Source organism: Sutcliffiella halmapala (assembly GCF_002019665.1).
GTDB lineage: Bacteria > Bacillota > Bacilli > Bacillales > Bacillaceae_I > Sutcliffiella_A > Sutcliffiella_A halmapala.
In genome coordinates this window covers 2,924,138-2,941,854 of the sequence record NZ_KV917375.1, presented here as the reverse complement: position 1 = coordinate 2,941,854, position 17,717 = coordinate 2,924,138, and the positions used below count along the sequence as shown (strand labels likewise).

The following is a 17,717-nucleotide window of genomic DNA, read 5'->3' as shown; positions in this document are numbered from 1 at the left end:
TTGTTTTTTCACTGTGACTACCTCCTTCAACAAACTTTGACCAATTTTCATATTGCTTGATTTTATTGTTTATTTGTTCTTCTATCTTTATTCATTTAGACATATATTTTATCAACGGTCCGTCCTTCTTGATGGTCAAGTATCACATTTCACATAATTGTGGGGCCAAGCTAACGAGGAAAGGACGGATGCCTTGATTCGCTCCAGAAAGAAAAAAGAATATAGCCAGGAGTAGGAGGCGGCAGGTTGAATAAAATATATGTTTTAGATACAAATGTGTTGTTACAGGATCCGTATTCTCTTTATTCTTTCGCAGATAATGAAGTGGTCATCCCTGCGGTAGTTTTAGAAGAAGTGGATTCGAAAAAACGATACATGGATGAAATTGGAAGGAATGCAAGGCAAGTATCCAAAATTATTGATTCTTTAAGAGAAACAGGTAAATTACATGAGAAAATCCCTTTACACAATGGAGGATCTTTACGAATTGAGTTGAATCATCGGAGTTTTCATCAATTACAAGAGATTTTTGTTGAGAAAACAAATGATAATCGAATACTTGCAGTAGCTAAAAACTTATCTTTAGAAGAACAAACTAAAGAAAATGGGCGAGCAGTTATCCTTGTTAGTAAGGATGCTCTTGTCCGCGTCAAAGCAGATGCCATTGGACTAACATCGGAGGATTTTTTGAATGATAGGGTAGTGGAAGTAGACCACATATATAAAGGTTTTTTGGAGATTTATGTACAGACAGATAATTTAAATTTGTTTTATGAAAAAGGGGAGTTGAATGTATCTGAGCTAGCAAATCATCCATTTTATGCAAATCAATTTATCCTTTTAAAGGATGCTCTTGGTAGTTCATCTTCTGCAGTTGGCCTTGTAGATGCAACAGGTAAAAAAGTAAAAAAATTAGTCTTTGATCAAGAACATATCTGGGGAATCCGTCCACGAAATGTTCAACAAACTATGGCTTTTGAAATGTTATTACGTACGGATATACCCTTAGTCACACTAACAGGAAAAGCTGGTACAGGAAAAACGCTACTAGCATTAGCTGCGGGACTGATGCAAACGGAAGATTTAAATCGTTATAAAAAGCTGTTAGTAGCTAGACCAATTGTTCCAGTAGGAAAAGATATCGGTTTTTTACCAGGAGAAAAAGAAGAAAAATTAAGGCCGTGGATGCAGCCTATTTATGATAATTTAGAGTATTTATTTAATACAAAAAAACCGGGTGAATTAGATGCTATTCTAGCAGGCATGGGATCAATTGAAGTAGAGGCACTCACTTATATAAGAGGGAGAAGTATTCCGGAACAATTTATTATCATTGATGAAGCACAAAATTTAACAAAGCATGAAGTGAAAACAATCCTTACTAGGGTGGGGGAGCGAAGTAAAATAGTTTTAATGGGCGACCCTGAACAGATCGATCATCCATATTTAGATGAGTACAATAATGGACTAACGTATGTGGTTGAGAGGTTTAAGGATCAAAAGTTGGCCGGACATGTAAAGCTTGTGAAAGGTGAAAGATCTAAGCTTGCTAAGTTGGCGGCGGACTTATTGTAAGATGCACTTAAAAAAAAACCTATGAAATGCCGCAAATTTAGGGCCTGAGCAAATAATGACTCAGACCCCTAAGCGGCAATTTTTTATTTAACAATAATTCGATGAACTGATTTTATCGGTGAGTTTTGATTTGAGCCATCTCCATAATAAACATGAACAGGACCGTCTTCTTTTAAAGGTTTCCCTTTATTGGAGTAAGCGAATATAACATTACTCGCTGTTTCTATATCCATTTCTACTTCTTGTTCACCTGCAATAAATACTACAGAAGTAGCATCGCTTTTTGGTTCAGCATTTTTCAAAAATGGTGCGAATTTTATCCCGAAAGTACCTGTTAAAAGCTTTTGTTTTTCAAACTTTCGCTCAGTTTTTAGTGTAGGGGGTTGGATCGCACCTTCTCGAATTTCACGTTCCCAATGCTTGGAGACTTTTTTCGTATATTCCTCTAGTTCATTCACTTCTTGACGATCTTCTTCTGTAAAATATGTATCCAAATCCAAGCGACGATCATCAAAAATCCATACACCTGGATCTAAGGTTATGGAGTAATGAACATTGCCTTCAATTCTTATGATTGTTTCCATGTGGTCCTCCCTAGAATGTAATCCTTTACATTATTATAATGCTTCCTGCTAATTTTGTCATGTTAGGCTTAACTCTCGCTACATAACAAGAGAGTAGATGGACAAAATAGGAAGAATTAAAAGGACGGGGGAGGGAATAAAGTTTGGCATGTCAACGAAATGAAGAATTGCAAGAATTGTTAAATGAGGCAAAGAAAGTGGCGAATGAAGGAAAAGTAGCAAGTTATATACCAGCATTGCAAAGAGAGAACCCTGACACATTGTCTTGCGCAATAGCCTACCCTGATGGTCAGTGTATATCAGCAGGAGACATTCAAAAAAACTTTACACTACAAAGTATTTCAAAAATAATTACGCTTGCTTTAGTTCTTATGGATTATGGATCTGAGCATGTTTTTCATAAGGTCGGGATGGAACCGACCGGAGACCCATTTAATTCTATCATTAAGCTGGAGACTTCTTCACAGGCGAAACCTTTGAATCCAATGATTAATGCAGGGGCTCTTTCGGTGACGTCGATGATAAAAGGGAAGGATGCTACCGAAAAGGTTGAGTACATATTAGATTTTGTTAGAAAACTTTGTCATGACCCTGAAATAACGTACTGTAAGGACGTAGCTATCTCAGAATTTACAACTTCTTTTTTAAATCGATCGCTTTGTTATTATATGAAGGGTGCCGGGGTGATTCATGGAAATGTAGAGGAGATTATGGAAGTTTATACGAAACAATGTGCAATAAGCATGAACTGCTTGCAATTAGCTATAATCGGTGCCGTTTTTGCAGGAGATGGAATATGTCCCGTCACACAGGAAGAAGTAATTCCGAAAAATGTTGCGAGAATCTGTAAGACATTTATGGTGACATGTGGGATGTACAATGCCTCAGGAGAATTTGCGATAAAAATAGGGGTACCAGCTAAGAGTGGCGTTTCAGGAGGAATTATGTGTGCAGTTCCAGGGCGATTTGGTATAGGTATATTTGGACCACCATTAAACGAAATAGGTAACAGTCACACGGGAATGAGATTGTTAGAACTCTTTCAGGAAAAATACGACTTGAGTATGTTTTGAAGGAGAAAACTCGTCTTATGCATGTCGGAGCAGAACGAGCCACTTCTACTTTTCTGATTGTCCTTGCATTTTTATTGATTTAGCGATAATATTTATAGATAGGATAGGTATTTGTTCGTAAACGGAGGGATCGATATTGGCATCAGATATCGTAGTCGATCATCGTGATAAAGCTATGTCGCTTTTAAAAGCTGATTCAGATAAAATTTTGAAGCTTATTCAAGTTCAGATGGATAACTTGACTATGCCGCAATGTCCATTGTACGAAGAGGTGCTTGACACGCAGATGTTTGGCTTATCGAGAGAAATGGATTTTGCAGTTCGTCTAGGCTTAATATCTGATAAAGAAGGCAAGGACATTCTAGCAAAACTTGAAAGAGAACTGTCCGCTTTACATGAAGCATGGGAAAGAAACTAAATAAATAAAACGCCCAATCAACTTTTTACAAAATGTTGATTGGGCGTTTTTATTATGGTTAAGTAAGGGAAATGACAAGGGGAGTGGATTATACCAAAACATTATTTGACATTTTTCGTTACTCCGATAAGAAAAGAAGGAAAAAGATAAAAATATAATGTATAATAAAATTAAATTGAATAAGTATTCAAAATTTTTCCAGAAGAGAAGTAGCTACTAGGGGGAGACAAAATGACGAAGAAAATTAATAAGATTCTTGTTGCTAACCGCGGCGAAATTGCAATTCGTGTTTTTCGAGCTTGTACAGAATTAAAAATTCGAACTGTTGCTATTTACTCAAACGAAGATATTGGATCGTTTCATCGTTATAAAGCAGATGAAGCGTATTTAGTGGGAGAAGGAAAGAAACCAATTGATGCCTATTTAGATATTGAAGGTATTATTGAAATTGCCAAAGCCAATGGCGTTGACGCAATTCATCCTGGCTATGGTTTTTTATCAGAGAACATACATTTTGCTAGAAAGTGTGAAGAAGAAGGAATTATCTTTATTGGTCCTACTTCCAAACATCTTGATATGTTCGGTGATAAGGTAAAGGCACGCACACAAGCACATCTTGCTAATATTCCAGTAATTCCTGGAACAGATGGGCCAGTTCATTCCTTAGATGAGGTAATGGACTTTGCCGGAACATATGGTTTTCCACTTATGATAAAGGCTGCTCTTGGGGGCGGTGGACGTGGAATGCGTATCGTTCGTAGTAAATCAGAGTTAAAAGAGGCTTTTGAACGTGCAAAATCAGAAGCAAAAGCAGCTTTTGGTAACGATGATGTGTACATAGAAAAATTAATTGAAAATCCAAAGCATATAGAAGTCCAAATTTTAGGGGACGCGTATGGCGAAATTATCCACCTGTTTGAACGAGATTGTTCGATACAGCGTCGCCATCAAAAAGTAGTAGAAATTGCACCAAGCGTTTCTTTAACTGATGAGTTGCGAGATCGAATTTGTAATGCAGCAGTTGAATTGATGAAAAATGTTGATTATATTAATGCCGGAACGGTCGAGTTCCTAGTTTCAGGGGATGAATTCTTCTTTATTGAAGTAAATCCGCGGGTTCAGGTTGAACACACAATAACGGAAATGGTTACGGGTGTAGATATCGTACAATCCCAAATCATGATTGCAGAAGGACATGCCTTACATAGTAGTAAATTAGGTATTCCAAAGCAAGAGGATATACGTGTACATGGATTTGCTATTCAATCTCGTGTCACTACTGAAGATCCATTAAACGGATTCATGCCAGATACCGGGAAAATTATGGCATATCGTTCTGGCGGTGGTTTTGGTGTTCGTCTTGATGCAGGAAATGGGTATCAAGGTGCAGTAATTACACCATACTATGATTCTTTGTTAGTGAAACTCTCGACATGGGCGTTAACTTTTGAACAAGCAGCATCTAAAATGGAACGTAATTTGAAAGAATTCCGTATTCGTGGAATCAAAACAAACATTCCATTTTTAGAAAATGTCGTAAAGCATCCTAAGTTTATGAATGGAGAGTATAATACTTCCTTTATTGATACTACTCCAGAGTTATTTATCTTCCCTAATCTAAAAGATCGTGGAACGAAAATGCTTACTTATATTGGGAATGTCACAGTAAATGGTTTTCCTGGAGTAGCAAAGAAGAAAAAGCCATTGTTTGCAAAACCAAGAATGCCAAAAGTGAAAATAACGGATCCGATTCCACAAGGCTCTAAACAAATTTTGGACGAGCGAGGCGCTGATGGCTTAGTTAAATGGATTACAGATCAAAAGGAAGTACTTTTAACAGACACCACGTTTAGAGATGCGCATCAATCTTTATTGGCGACACGATTGAGAACGAACGACATTAGACAAATCGCGGAACCAACGGCAAGATTACTGCCAAATCTCTTTTCTATGGAAATGTGGGGAGGTGCCACTTTTGATGTAGCATACAGATTCTTAAGTGAAGATCCATGGGATCGCCTTTTAACATTAAGAGAGAAAGCACCTAATGTGTTGTTTCAAATGCTATTACGTGCCTCAAATGCAGTAGGTTATAAGAACTATCCAGATAATTTAATTAAAGAATTTGTGGAGAAGTCAGCACATGCAGGTGTCGATGTATTTAGAATTTTTGATAGTTTAAACTGGGTAAAGGGTATGACATTAGCAATTGATGCAGTGAGAGATACTGGAAAAATTGCAGAAGCGGCAATTTGCTATACAGGTGATATTAACGATTCATCACGAACAAAATATGATTTAAATTACTATTGTGAATTAGCAAAAGAATTAGAGCGAAGTGGGGCACATATTCTTGCAATAAAAGATATGGCTGGGTTACTAAAACCTCAAGCAGCTTATCGCCTAATATCTACATTAAAAGAGACAATCGATATTCCAATTCACCTTCATACTCATGATACAAGTGGAAACGGAATTTATATGTATGCCAAGGCAATTGAAGCCGGTGTTGACATAGTGGACGTTGCTATTAGTTCTATGTCTGGATTAACTTCACAGCCGAGTGCGAACACACTATACTACGCACTGGAGGAAACAGACCGTAAACCAGATGTTTCTATTCAAGCACTAGAAGAGCTTTCTCATTATTGGGAGGATGTTCGTAAATACTACAGTGATTTTGAAAGTGGTATGATGAGTCCGCACACGGAAGTGTATAAGCATGAAATGCCTGGTGGGCAGTATAGTAACCTTCAGCAGCAAGCGAAAGCTGTAGGTCTGGGTGAACGCTGGGAAGAAGTAAAAGAAATGTATCGTCGAGTTAATGATATGTTTGGTGATATTGTTAAAGTAACTCCTTCTTCTAAAGTTGTCGGTGATATGGCCTTATTTATGGTGCAAAACAACCTTTCTGAGGAAGATGTGCTAGCAAGGGGACAATCTATTGATTTTCCTGATTCCGTTATTGAATTATTCGAAGGATCATTAGGACAAGCACATGGAGGTTTTCCAGAAAAGTTACAACAGGTAATCTTAAAAGGAAAATCACCAATAACAGTTCGCCCTGGAGAATTACTTGATGATGTCGATTTTGATGAAATTAGTCAGAAACTATTTGATACATTGAAGCGTCAGGTTACAAGTCACGAAATGATTGCCTATGCACTTTATCCAAAAGTATTTTTAGATTACCACAAGAAATATGAGCAATATGGAAACGTATCTGTTATTGATACTCCTACTTTCCTTTATGGCATGAGACTTGGGGAAGAAATACAAGTGGAAATTGAACAAGGTAAAACACTAATGGTTAAGCTAGTATCCATTGGCGAACCTCAAAAAGATGGTACAAGAGTTGTTTATTTTGAATTAAATGGACAACCACGTGAGGTTAACATTAAAGATGAAAATGTTAAATCAACGGTTATCGCTAAAGCAAAAGCAGAAGCAAGTAATCCTTCACATATTGGTGCTACGATGCCAGGAACTGTCATCAAGGTGCTCGTAGAAAAGGGTGAAAAAGTAACAAAAGGTGACCATCTATTAATTACCGAAGCCATGAAAATGGAAACAACAGTCCAAGCTCCATTTAGTGGAACAGTTAAAGATATCTATTTAAGTGCCGGTGAAGCAATTGCAACTGGAGATTTATTGATTGAAGTAACAAAAGGTTAAACAAAAAGCCCTGCAAGTGTTTACTAACACACTTGCAGGGCTTTTTTGGAAGTTATCAAATAAATCCTGTGTCAATATCAGATACATCAGGAGGATCTCGTAAGCCCCCACGGAAAGCGAAGCCACGTGCGGAAATCAACAGCGGTGTTTAATAGGGCCAGAAAAAATAAACAAATAAAAAGCGAGGGATCTATGAAAATGATCCACTCGCTTTTTACTTTTGTTCTTGTTTTCGTATATTATTCTTGTTTCTAGTTACGAGCATCAATAGATAACTCAACACACCAAACAGGCAAGAAATAATTAATGCATGTAGCAAAGATACGAAAATATTCAACTTTGTTAAGACGACTAAAGCGCCAGTTGTTGCTTGAAATAATACAAGTCCTGTACAAATCAGCCACCCTCGATAAATAACAGGCTGATGCTTATACTTTTTAAAAGCTAGAATCGTAACGTACAAAATCCACACTACAATTAAACCAGCTGCAGCTCGGTGTCCCATTTGAATCCATTCATGCATTTGTGTAGGAATTCCTAGTCCGTTTCGGGTACATGTTGGCCAACTAGGGCATGCTAAGCTTGCACCAACATGGCGAACTAATGCGCCGGTATATACAACCATATAACAATAGGTAATAATACCAATAATATGAAAGGACATTCGGCGGTCAATTATTAAGGATTCAGCATCAAAACGCTTATCAGCTTCAAATATTAGTAGAGTCAGCAAGAAAACAGATGCGAAAGATACAAGGGAAATCCCAAAATGAAGTGCTAATACTGCGGATGATTGTCCCCATAAAACTGCGGCTGCTCCAATAAGTGCTTGAAGTATTAGGACGGCAAAAGATAATAGTGCTAGAAATTTCGTTTCTCTTTTATGCCCAATTACTTTCCAAGCCCAAATAGCTAAAGTTAGTACCATAATCGCAGCTAGTCCTGAAACGATGCGATGACTTAATTCTACAATAAGCTCAAAGTTAATATTAGTAGGGATTAATTCTCCGTGACATAGCGGCCAGGAGTTTCCACATCCCATACCAGATCCAGTTTTTGTTACAAGTGCTCCCCCGATTAAGACAAAAAGCATGACAATAGACGTACAAACGGCGAACCATTTTAATAATCTAGACAATCGATTCACCTTCTTATAAAGAATTTATTTTTCCCTTATACAAAAAAAGTAGTGGAAGTGGTAAAATAGTAAACGTCCTCCCAATACTACACAATCCAACGATAATTGACAATATCCTAGGTAAGTTTACAAAAGGGTAAATATTATCGTGAAAAAGGTTGAATATTGCTGTGGAGTTTGCTAGAAATATATAAGGGACTTGTTGTGATGGTTGTAAACATTAAGTCAAGAATCTCAACAAACCCTATTATATAATGATTTAACGAGTGTATGTATCATTCTTTCTAGGTGACACAAATTAGTCATATTTTCTTCAAATATAATTCACAAAGTTTTAGGCAAATATGATTTAATATACAGAGAGAATGTTATGTGACATCCTTGTGTTTTCGTATGTGCACACTTAGTGGAAACGGATTCATTTTTTCTGCTAGCATTTTTAAATTAGAAGTGAATTAGCACATTTAGCAAGGTTCAAAGGAGGAATACAAATGGCAAATTTGAGGACTTTGGATCAAGATTCTGCTTCGTTGACAGATGACCGTCCTCAAGATAAAGAAGTGAATTCTGCATGGAAAGACTTCTTAGCGCTTATTAAAATAGGAATTGTAAATTCTAATTTTATAACAACTTTTACTGGCCTTTGGTTAGCGTTATTTTTTACCCAAAGGAGTTTTATTGCCAATATAGATATTGTTCTACTCACTATTATTGGATCTTCACTAGTTATAGCAGGATCATGCAGCTTAAATAACTATATTGACCGTGATATTGATCATCTAATGACAAGAACAAAGAATCGACCAACGGTTACTGGGAGAATGAATCCAAAAGGTGCATTATATTTGGGTATTGGTTTAACAGCTGTTGGTACAATTCTCTTAGCTCTTACAACTATAACGGCAGCAGTAATAGGATTAATTGGTGCTTTCACTTATGTAGTTCTTTATTCAATGTGGTCAAAGAGGAGAAATACACTTAATACGGTAGTTGGAAGTATTTCAGGTGCAGTACCACCTTTAATTGGTTGGGCAGCAGTTGATGCAAATCTTTCTTATATCGCTTGGGTATTATTTTTCATTATGTTTGTTTGGCAGATCCCTCACTTCTTAGCAATTGCGATTCGTCGCTGTGAGGAGTACCGAAATGCTGGGATCCCAATGCTTCCAGTTGTACATGGTTTTAACATTACTAGAAGACAAATGTTAGTCTGGGTAGCCTGTTTATTACCACTACCTTTCTATTTGTTTGAATTAGGTCTAGCATTTGTAGTATTAGCAACCGTATTGAATATTGGATGGTTGGCTTTAAGTTTCGCTGGATTTAAAATGAAAAATGAGATGAAGTGGGCTACACTCATGTTTGTCTATTCTTTAAATTATCTCACTATTCTTTTTGTCTCGATGATTATTGTTACAATCATTTAAAAGTAAAGACAGTTATATTTCCATTTCTTAAGTTAGGAATGACTGTCTTTTTTTCACTGAATGCATAAAGAGCAAGCGTGAAAGTGCACAACCTGTGGTATAGTAACAAATGAGTGCAAAATTCGCGTTGAAAACGAGTGCGCAAATACGTAACCCATTAATTAAAAAACAAATCTTTAAATTTTGGCCTTCAGGACATAAGGCATTTTCCAGCAGAGGTCATTTGCGACCTCTGCCGGAAAATGCCTTATGTAAGACGAGGCTAATCTTAGGCGCTTGTGCGCTATTAAGTTATGATTAGATTCTTTCTCGAAAGATTTGAAGGAATTTATCAATACATTCTACTTCACTTACTAAATATGAAAGAGGGGTTTGATTAAGCTATGAAGAAATGGCTACCAAATTGGCGAATTCTATCGCTTTTTAGTGTAATGGCGCTATTCTTAGCAGGCTGTGGTAAACCATTCTTATCTACACTTCAGCCGGTTGGTGAGGTAGCAGATATGCAAAAATCACTAATCTTGTTAAGTTCAGCAGTTATGATTCTTGTAGTAGTGGTTGTTACCATTATCTTCGTTTACGTTGTAGTTAAGTTTCGTCAGCGTGATGGAGAAGAAGAACGCATTCCTAAACAAGTAGAAGGAAGCCACAAATTAGAAATTACGTGGACTGTTATTCCGATTTTATTACTACTTATCCTAGCAGTTCCAACTGTATCTTACACATTCCATTTAGCTGATGTAGCAGAAATGGATAATGAAGAGTCAGAAGCACTAGTAGTTGATGTTACTGCACACCTATACTGGTGGGAGTTTGAATACCCAGGTTATGGAGTAGTAACAAGTCAAGACCTTTACGTACCAACAGATGAGAAGATTTATTTTAACTTACAAGCTAGTGATGTTAAACACTCATTCTGGATTCCTTCAGCTGGAGGGAAGTTAGATACAAACACAGATAACGTAAACCGTTTCTGGTTAGAATTTGACTCTGAACGAGTTGGGCAAGCAGAAAATCTGTTCTTTGGTAAGTGTGCAGAGTTATGTGGACCATCTCATGCTTTAATGGATTTCAAAGTAAAAACAGTGTCTCGTGCAGAATTTGATCAATGGATTGAGAAAATGCAAAACGTTGAACATGTTGCTGAATCAGAATTAGCACAAGCTGGAGAAGAAATCTTCGCTCAAAGCTGTATTACGTGCCATGCAATTTCTGGGGATCAAGCAAGTGTAGCTCCCAACTTAGCTAACTTTGGTAGCAGAGAGATGGTTGCTGGACATGAAAAAAACACACCTGAAAAAGTTGCTGAATGGTTGAGAGATCCAGAAGCGTTTAAACCAGCAAATAAAATGACAGGTATGTACCCTAAGCTAAATGAATCAGAAATTGATGCACTTGTTGAATATCTGTCAGAATTAAAAGTTGAATAGATTTTTTGAAAAGGAGGTTACATTGTGAGTACGTTAGCACAGAAAAAGGGATTTGGCGCAACGGTATGGGATTATTTAACTACGGTTGACCATAAGAAAATTGCCATCCTTTACTTAATAGCCGGCGGCTTCTTCTTTATCGTCGGTGGTGTGGAAGCGATGATTATTCGTATCCAATTAGCAGTACCAGATAGTGGCTTTGTTGCTGCTGGACTTTATAATGAAATACTTACAATGCATGGTACAACCATGATATTCCTAGCTGCGATGCCATTGCTATTTGCTTTTATGAACGCTGCTGTTCCATTGCAAATAGGTGCTCGTGACGTTGCTTTTCCATTTATTAACGCATTAGGTTTTTGGCTATTCTTCTTTGGAGGAGTATTCTTAAACTTAAGTTGGTTCTTAGGTGGAGCTCCCGATGCAGGTTGGACATCCTATGCGTCCTTATCATTGGCCTCACCTGGTCACGGGATTGATTTCTATGCATTAGGTTTACAAATATCAGGGATCGGGACATTAATCGGTGGAATTAACTTCTTAGTAACCATCATTAATATGCGCGCACCTGGTATGACGTATATGCGTATGCCATTATTCACTTGGTCTACGTTTGTAGCATCAGCACTTATTCTTTTTGCTTTCCCTCCACTTACAGTAGGATTAGCATTATTAATGTTCGATCGTCTTTTCGGTTCAGCATTCTTTGATCCAACTCTTGGTGGTAATACGGTAATTTGGGAGCATTTATTCTGGATTTTTGGTCACCCAGAAGTATACATATTGATCTTGCCGGCGTTCGGTATTTTCTCTGATGTATTTTCTACCTTCTCTAAGAAGCGTTTATTTGGATATTCATCCATGGTATTCGCAACCGTATTAATCGGTTTCTTAGGTTTCATGGTATGGGCTCACCATATGTTCACAACAGGACTAGGGCCAATTGCAAACGCGATTTTTGCCGTTGCAACGATGGCAATTGCCGTACCTACTGGTATAAAAATATTTAACTGGCTCTTTACGATGTGGGGCGGACAGTTGAAAATCAATACTGCAATGCTTTGGTCTATTGCCTTTATTCCAACATTCGTACTTGGTGGAGTAACAGGGGTTATGCTAGCATCTGCGGCAGCTGATTATCAATATCATGATTCTTATTTCGTAGTAGCTCACTTCCACTATGTAATTGTTGGGGGAGTAGTATTCGGTCTATTCGCTGGTTTACATTACTGGTACCCGAAAATCTTTGGAAAAATGTTAGATGAAAAATTAGGAAAAATTACATTCTGGTTATTCTTCTCTGGTTTCCATTTAACATTCTTTATCCAACATTTCTTAGGTTTAATGGGAATGCCACGCCGTGTATTTACCTTTAAGGGTGAACAAGGTTGGGACTTTGCTAACTTAGTAAGTACAATTGGTGCATTCTTAATGGCAATAGCAACTATTGTCTTGTTAGTTAACATTATTAAAACAGCATTAAGCAAACAAACTTGTGCTGGCGATGCGTGGGGATATGGTCGTACATTAGAGTGGACAATTCCTTCACCACCACCAGAATATAACTTTAAGCAAACACCACTTGTTCGTGGTTTAGATCCACTTTGGGTAGAGAAAATGGAAGGTAAAAAAGGTATGACTCCTGCAGAACCAGTTGGTGATATCCATATGCCAAATGGATCGATTCTTCCATTCATCATATCTCTTGGATTATTTATTTCCGCTTTTGGAATTCTTTACAAAAACGACTTTGGATGGGGTATCCCAGTCATGATTATCGGATTATTGATTACATTTGGAGCAATGTTCTTCCGTTCAATTATCGACGATCATGGGTATCATATTCATAAGGAAGACCTTTTAGATGAAGATGACGACAAGGGGGCGAAGGCATAATGCATAGTGAAGAAAAATTAACAGCAGAAAATTTTCCAGCATCGCCTGAAAAAGCGACCCTTGAAGGCAAAAACAAATTTTTAGGCTTTTGGCTTTTCCTTGGTGGAGAGACAGTACTATTTGCTTCATTATTCGCAACATATTTAGCCCTTAATAATTCAACAGCTGGTGGTAAAACAACACAAGAATTATTTGATTTAGGGTTAGTATTTGCAGCAACAATGATTCTTTTAACAAGTTCTTTAACAAGTGTGTATGCAATGTACCACATGAAGAACTTCAACTTTAAGAAAATGCAATTATGGATGGGAATTACATGGTTACTTGGATTAGCGTTCTTAATCCTTGAAATTTATGAATTCTTACACTATATTCATTTGGGCCACACTTTTACAAGTAGTGCATTTGGTTCCGCGTTCTACACATTAGTTGGTACTCACGGTGCCCACGTATTCTTCGGATTATTATGGATTGGTACATTATTAATCCGTAACATGAGACGTGGTCTTGATCTATACAACGCTCCAAAGTTCTATGTTGCTTCTCTATACTGGCACTTTATCGACGTTGTATGGTTATTCATCTTTACTGTAGTATACTTAATGGGAATGGTGTGATGACTGATGGCAAATCAAACAAATACAGGTAATCCAAAAGTAGATTTAGCATATCGTCGTAAAAAGAACAAAGAAGAAATGAAATACCAGGTTGTATCATTTACCTTAATGATCTTCCTAACTGTTCTTGCATTTTTAGCAGTAGGAGCAGACATGTCAAAATTGTTTATCGTACCGTTTATTATTTTATTAGCGGTCGTACAATGTATTTTCCAACTTTACTATTTCATGCATATGAACCATAAAGGTCATGAAGTACCTTCTATGTTCTTATTTTCGGGATTAACAGTTGGTTTAATAACTATTTTGGCATTTACGACAATTATTTGGTGGTAATTAGTAATTTGAAAAGCGGCAGCCTTTGGGTTGCCGCTTTTTTTAAACGATAACCCTGTCCATTTGTCTAATTCATGACAATTGGATTCTGTCACTCCTAGTATCTACTAGTGACATTGAAGGGGCATGGAGCGTGTAGTATAATGTTCGTATGCACAATAGACGCTTTAAAGCTCTATTAAAAATGAGGTGACCATTTATCATGATAGGCAACTTAGATATGTTCGGATTTCAGGCATTGTGGAGTCCTTATTTATTAGTGTCCACGCTCGTAATTACCACAATTTATATTTATATAACAGGTAAGGGCCGGAAGCATTTTAAGAATACGGAACCTATTAGTAATAAACAACGAACTTTCTTTTTAGTAAGTATGGTTCTTTTTTATCTTGTAAAAGGTTCTCCAGTTGATTTACTAAGCCATTTAATGTTAAGTGCACATATGACACAGATGGCGGTTTTGTACTTAGTTTTACCACCATTATTATTAATGGGTATGCCAGCTTGGCTTTTAAGAAAAGCGATTCATTTACCTGTTGTTAAACCGATTTTTAGGTTCTTCTCTAAGCCATTAATAGCATTAATTGTTTTTAATGCTATCTTCTCGTTGTATCATATACCTGTCGTATTTGATACAGTGAAAGTGGACATGGCAATGCATACAACTTACACTGCGGTGATGTTTCTAGCTGCATTTATCATGTGGTGGCCATTGGTGAATCCACTTCCAGAAGAACAACGGTTATCTGGGATTAAAAAAATCGGTTATATCATGGCCGACGGAATCTTGTTAACGCCAGCCTGCGCGCTAATTATTTTTGCGGATCAACCACTTTATGCTACTTATTCTGAATTAACTGCTTGGTTAGCAGCTTTAGAGCTATGTGTACCTGCTGGAACGCTTGCGGGTCTTGATTTAGGTGGACCTGAGCTCTTTAATGCACTCCCACTTGTTGAAGATCAGCAACTTGGTGGAGTCATAATGAAAATTATCCAAGAGATTATGTACGGCAGTATATTAGCGTTTGTATTCTTCCAGTGGGCTCGTCGTGAGAGAGAAAAGGATGAGCTTGAATTAGCTCCCTCGATGAATCCAAAGGCAGTAGAGTAAGTTGTTAGGAAAAGCAGCAACAAAATGTGGTTGCTGCTTTTCTATGTATGCAGGAATTTTACAATATCATGAACGTTTTTTAATCTTATTGAAAGATCTAACTCGGTTCTCTAGAATAGTCTTATATGGAGAAAATGAACGAGTAGTGTGAGAGGAGAAAGAAATGGATTATTCTATTCCAATTCTGCCAACAATTAGTACATTTTTTATTGTACTTAGTGCGATTTTTGTCGCAATCGGTTGGTATTTAATAAGTAAAAGAAAAATTGAAGCACATAAAAAAACGATGTTTTTAGCGGCTATATTTGCGATTATATTCTTTATTATTTACTCATCGAGAACCATTTTTGTCGGTAATACAAGTTTTGGTGGACCTGAAAATATAAAAATTTACTATACTATCTTTTTACTTTTCCATATTACATTAGCTACAGTAGGAGCTGTAATGGGGATAATTACGTTGTGGACAGGCTATAAAAACAATCTTTCTAAACATCGTAAATTAGGCCCAATTACAAGCGTTATATGGTTTGCCACTGCTATAACAGGAGTTGCAGTCTATTGCTTGCTCTATGTTATTTATCAAGGTGGAGAAACAACCTCCGTTATAAAAGCGATTTTAGGTTTTTAAAGAAAAGGTGTTTGGATTCTCATCCAAACACCTTTTCTTTATTAGTACATGTAGTTTTAACGCACCACTGAGTTATGAATCCCATATGCTGAATTACATAGATGTCTGGTTCTTAAGTAACACTAATAATGATTCCGATTTTCCGAAACTATGCTTTAAAGAAGCCTTAGTCAACATAAAATAATTTGAGGTTCTGAAATCAATCTTATCGAGGGCTTGGATAGGGACATAAGTGTTATTTTGATTCGGAAGAGAATCCAAGGAGGTATATATGCAAAATAAAAGAGGGCAGGTTGATATAAGTACCTTGTTGCTTCAGACCATCACCTCAATATGTGTTTCAGATGTGGAGGGAATAAGGCAAATTCCTCCGCGATTATTAGGAAAAGTATATTCACTTTTTAATCAAGAGCAGAGACATGCTGCGATTATTCAAATTGAACAAGAGAATATCGTTACAGTGGACGTGTTTATTGCCGTGGAATTTAATGTTTCGATCCCAACTACTTGTGAGACACTCCAAGAGTTAATTAAACAAGAAATCGAAGTAATTACAGGCTACGATGTTAAAGCGGTTAATATATACGTTGATGCCGTACTAATAAAATAAAAAGAAGGTGAAGCTCACGTGTTTATACACTCTAAGCTAATTCACCCTCTCTTATCTTTTGTTATTTAATTAAATCCATACGTTCTTTAGATTGTGATAATAATGACTTAGATGTAGCTACAACATTTGCTGGGAATGTTTCGCCTTCTCCATATTCCACTCCGTGTGGATAATAGTGTTTACCAAGTAGTGGCGTCATTAATTTAATCATTGCATGTGAGCCACCAACATCTCCTTCTGTTGCATAACCAAAAACACGTAAATAGTATACGTCACCTTTATTTTCGAATTTACGATCAAATGTTACACGTTCGTAATCCCACTGACCCGCAAGAACGAATCCTAAGTCCTCCATAATATCTGTTAAGTGAGATAGTTCAACAACTTCATTTTCAATTCCAGTGTTTTCAATTCTCATGTATGTACACTCCCTTTCAATCACTACCAAAAAAGTTTGTTCCTTGTTAATAATAGTACGAAAGAAGACAACTTTCAATATTAGGTTAGACGAACTCGACTTTTCACCCGATTTTTTTTAGAAAAAGTCATGATTTTGTAGAAAATGGCTAAACTATTCGAGAAGGAATAGAGATTTAGTCCTCTACTATGTATCCTATCCAATTTTTTAAAAAATACGAGGTGAGAAAATGGCAACAGTACGTGATGTAATGACAACTAATGTGGATTTCTGTACGCCATTAGACAATGTATATGAAGTGGCAACAAAAATGAAAGACTTGAATGTAGGGGCAATTCCCATTGTAGATAATAATCAATTAATTGGGATGATTACAGACCGAGATTTAGTTGTCAGAGGAATAGCAGAAAAGCATGCTGGATCCAATTCAGTAACGAATGTAATGAGTGAACAGCTTGTGACAATCACACCGGATGCCTCAGTAGAGGAAGCTGCCCATTTAATGGCACAGCATCAAGTAAGGAGACTACCCGTTGTGGAGCATGGCCAATTGATCGGAATACTTGCGTTAGGGGATTTAGCGGTAAACAATTACTCAGATGATAGTGCAGGAGCTGCCTTGAGTGAAATCTCCGAGAAATAAAAAAATAGAAGTGTAGAGAGGACTATGGCAGTATATGCTATAGTCTTTTTACATGCTTTTATATGTACACTCCATATATAATAGTAGTAATAATTAATATTAAAACACAGGAAAAGTATTCTTTCTTAAAAAGTT

16 protein-coding genes are annotated in these 17,717 nt (G+C 36.9%); 13 read left to right on the top strand and 3 right to left on the bottom strand.

Annotation, left to right across the window (positions count from 1 at the left end):
* Positions 1 to 246 precede the first annotated feature (246 nt).
* On the top strand, positions 247 to 1,575 hold the full coding sequence (locus BK580_RS14525; protein WP_078381035.1) for a PhoH family protein: 1,329 nt from the start codon (positions 247 to 249) through the stop codon (positions 1,573 to 1,575).
* An 83-nt stretch (positions 1,576 to 1,658) separates the two neighbouring features.
* Here the strand turns inward: BK580_RS14525 and BK580_RS14520 are convergent, their stop codons facing one another.
* Positions 1,659 to 2,159, bottom strand: coding sequence for a hypothetical protein (locus BK580_RS14520; protein ID WP_078381034.1), 501 nt, complete (start codon positions 2,157 to 2,159; stop codon positions 1,659 to 1,661).
* Positions 2,160 to 2,302: 143 nt separating this feature from the next.
* Between BK580_RS14520 and glsA the strand changes: the two genes are divergently transcribed.
* From glsA to pyc, 3 genes are all read left to right on the top strand, one after another.
* Positions 2,303 to 3,232 (top strand): glutaminase A, encoded by a 930-nt coding sequence (gene glsA, locus BK580_RS14515; protein ID WP_078381033.1) that lies wholly within the window; start codon positions 2,303 to 2,305, stop codon positions 3,230 to 3,232.
* Between the two features lie 136 nt (positions 3,233 to 3,368).
* Positions 3,369 to 3,650: an Fpa/YlaN family protein gene (locus BK580_RS14510; protein WP_078381032.1), complete on the top strand. Its 282-nt coding sequence runs from the start codon at positions 3,369 to 3,371 to the stop codon at positions 3,648 to 3,650.
* Positions 3,651 to 3,881: 231 nt separating this feature from the next.
* A complete protein-coding gene (gene pyc / locus BK580_RS14505) occupies positions 3,882 to 7,325 on the top strand; it encodes a pyruvate carboxylase (protein WP_078381031.1) in 3,444 nt (1,147 codons plus the stop codon).
* Positions 7,326 to 7,539: 214 nt separating this feature from the next.
* On the opposite strand, the gene BK580_RS14500 is transcribed toward pyc, so the two are convergent.
* Positions 7,540 to 8,463 carry a COX15/CtaA family protein gene (locus BK580_RS14500; RefSeq protein ID WP_139364905.1) on the bottom strand — a complete coding sequence of 308 codons (924 nt, stop codon included), beginning with the start codon at positions 8,461 to 8,463 and terminating at the stop codon, positions 7,540 to 7,542.
* Between the two features lie 491 nt (positions 8,464 to 8,954).
* Here BK580_RS14500 and cyoE point away from each other — a divergent pair, with 491 nt between their 5' ends.
* The 8 genes from cyoE to BK580_RS14460 all read left to right on the top strand — a co-directional run bounded on the left by cyoE (position 8,955) and on the right by BK580_RS14460 (position 16,521).
* Positions 8,955 to 9,890: a heme o synthase gene (gene cyoE / locus BK580_RS14495; protein WP_078381030.1), complete on the top strand. Its 936-nt coding sequence runs from the start codon at positions 8,955 to 8,957 to the stop codon at positions 9,888 to 9,890.
* Between the two features lie 383 nt (positions 9,891 to 10,273).
* The gene (coxB, locus tag BK580_RS14490) at positions 10,274 to 11,320 is read left to right on the top strand and encodes a cytochrome c oxidase subunit II (RefSeq protein WP_078381029.1); all 1,047 of its coding nucleotides are present in this window, start codon (positions 10,274 to 10,276) and stop codon (positions 11,318 to 11,320) included.
* 24 nt (positions 11,321 to 11,344) lie between these two features.
* Positions 11,345 to 13,216 carry a cytochrome c oxidase subunit I gene (ctaD, locus tag BK580_RS14485; protein WP_078381028.1) on the top strand — a complete coding sequence of 624 codons (1,872 nt, stop codon included), beginning with the start codon at positions 11,345 to 11,347 and terminating at the stop codon, positions 13,214 to 13,216.
* A complete protein-coding gene (ctaE, locus tag BK580_RS14480) occupies positions 13,216 to 13,833 on the top strand; it encodes a cytochrome c oxidase subunit III (RefSeq protein ID WP_078381027.1) in 618 nt (205 codons plus the stop codon). Before ctaD ends, ctaE begins: the two co-directional genes overlap by 1 nt.
* Positions 13,834 to 13,839: 6 nt before the next feature.
* Positions 13,840 to 14,169 (top strand): cytochrome c oxidase subunit IVB, encoded by a 330-nt coding sequence (gene ctaF, locus BK580_RS14475; RefSeq protein ID WP_078381026.1) that lies wholly within the window; start codon positions 13,840 to 13,842, stop codon positions 14,167 to 14,169.
* Positions 14,170 to 14,371: 202 nt separating this feature from the next.
* Entirely contained in the window at positions 14,372 to 15,280 is a 909-nt protein-coding gene (gene ctaG, locus BK580_RS14470) for a cytochrome c oxidase assembly factor CtaG (protein WP_078381025.1), read from the top strand.
* A gap of 163 nt (positions 15,281 to 15,443) precedes the next feature.
* Positions 15,444 to 15,911 carry a DUF420 domain-containing protein gene (locus BK580_RS14465; RefSeq protein ID WP_078381024.1) on the top strand — a complete coding sequence of 156 codons (468 nt, stop codon included), beginning with the start codon at positions 15,444 to 15,446 and terminating at the stop codon, positions 15,909 to 15,911.
* 271 nt (positions 15,912 to 16,182) lie between these two features.
* Entirely contained in the window at positions 16,183 to 16,521 is a 339-nt protein-coding gene (locus BK580_RS14460; protein ID WP_078381023.1) for an Asp23/Gls24 family envelope stress response protein, read from the top strand.
* Between the two features lie 61 nt (positions 16,522 to 16,582).
* Here the strand turns inward: BK580_RS14460 and BK580_RS14455 are convergent, their stop codons facing one another.
* A complete protein-coding gene (locus BK580_RS14455) occupies positions 16,583 to 16,939 on the bottom strand; it encodes a YugN family protein (RefSeq protein WP_078381022.1) in 357 nt (118 codons plus the stop codon).
* Between the two features lie 229 nt (positions 16,940 to 17,168).
* Between BK580_RS14455 and BK580_RS14450 the strand changes: the two genes are divergently transcribed.
* The gene (locus BK580_RS14450) at positions 17,169 to 17,582 is read left to right on the top strand and encodes a CBS domain-containing protein (RefSeq protein WP_078381021.1); all 414 of its coding nucleotides are present in this window, start codon (positions 17,169 to 17,171) and stop codon (positions 17,580 to 17,582) included.
* Positions 17,583 to 17,717: the final 135 nt, after the last annotated feature.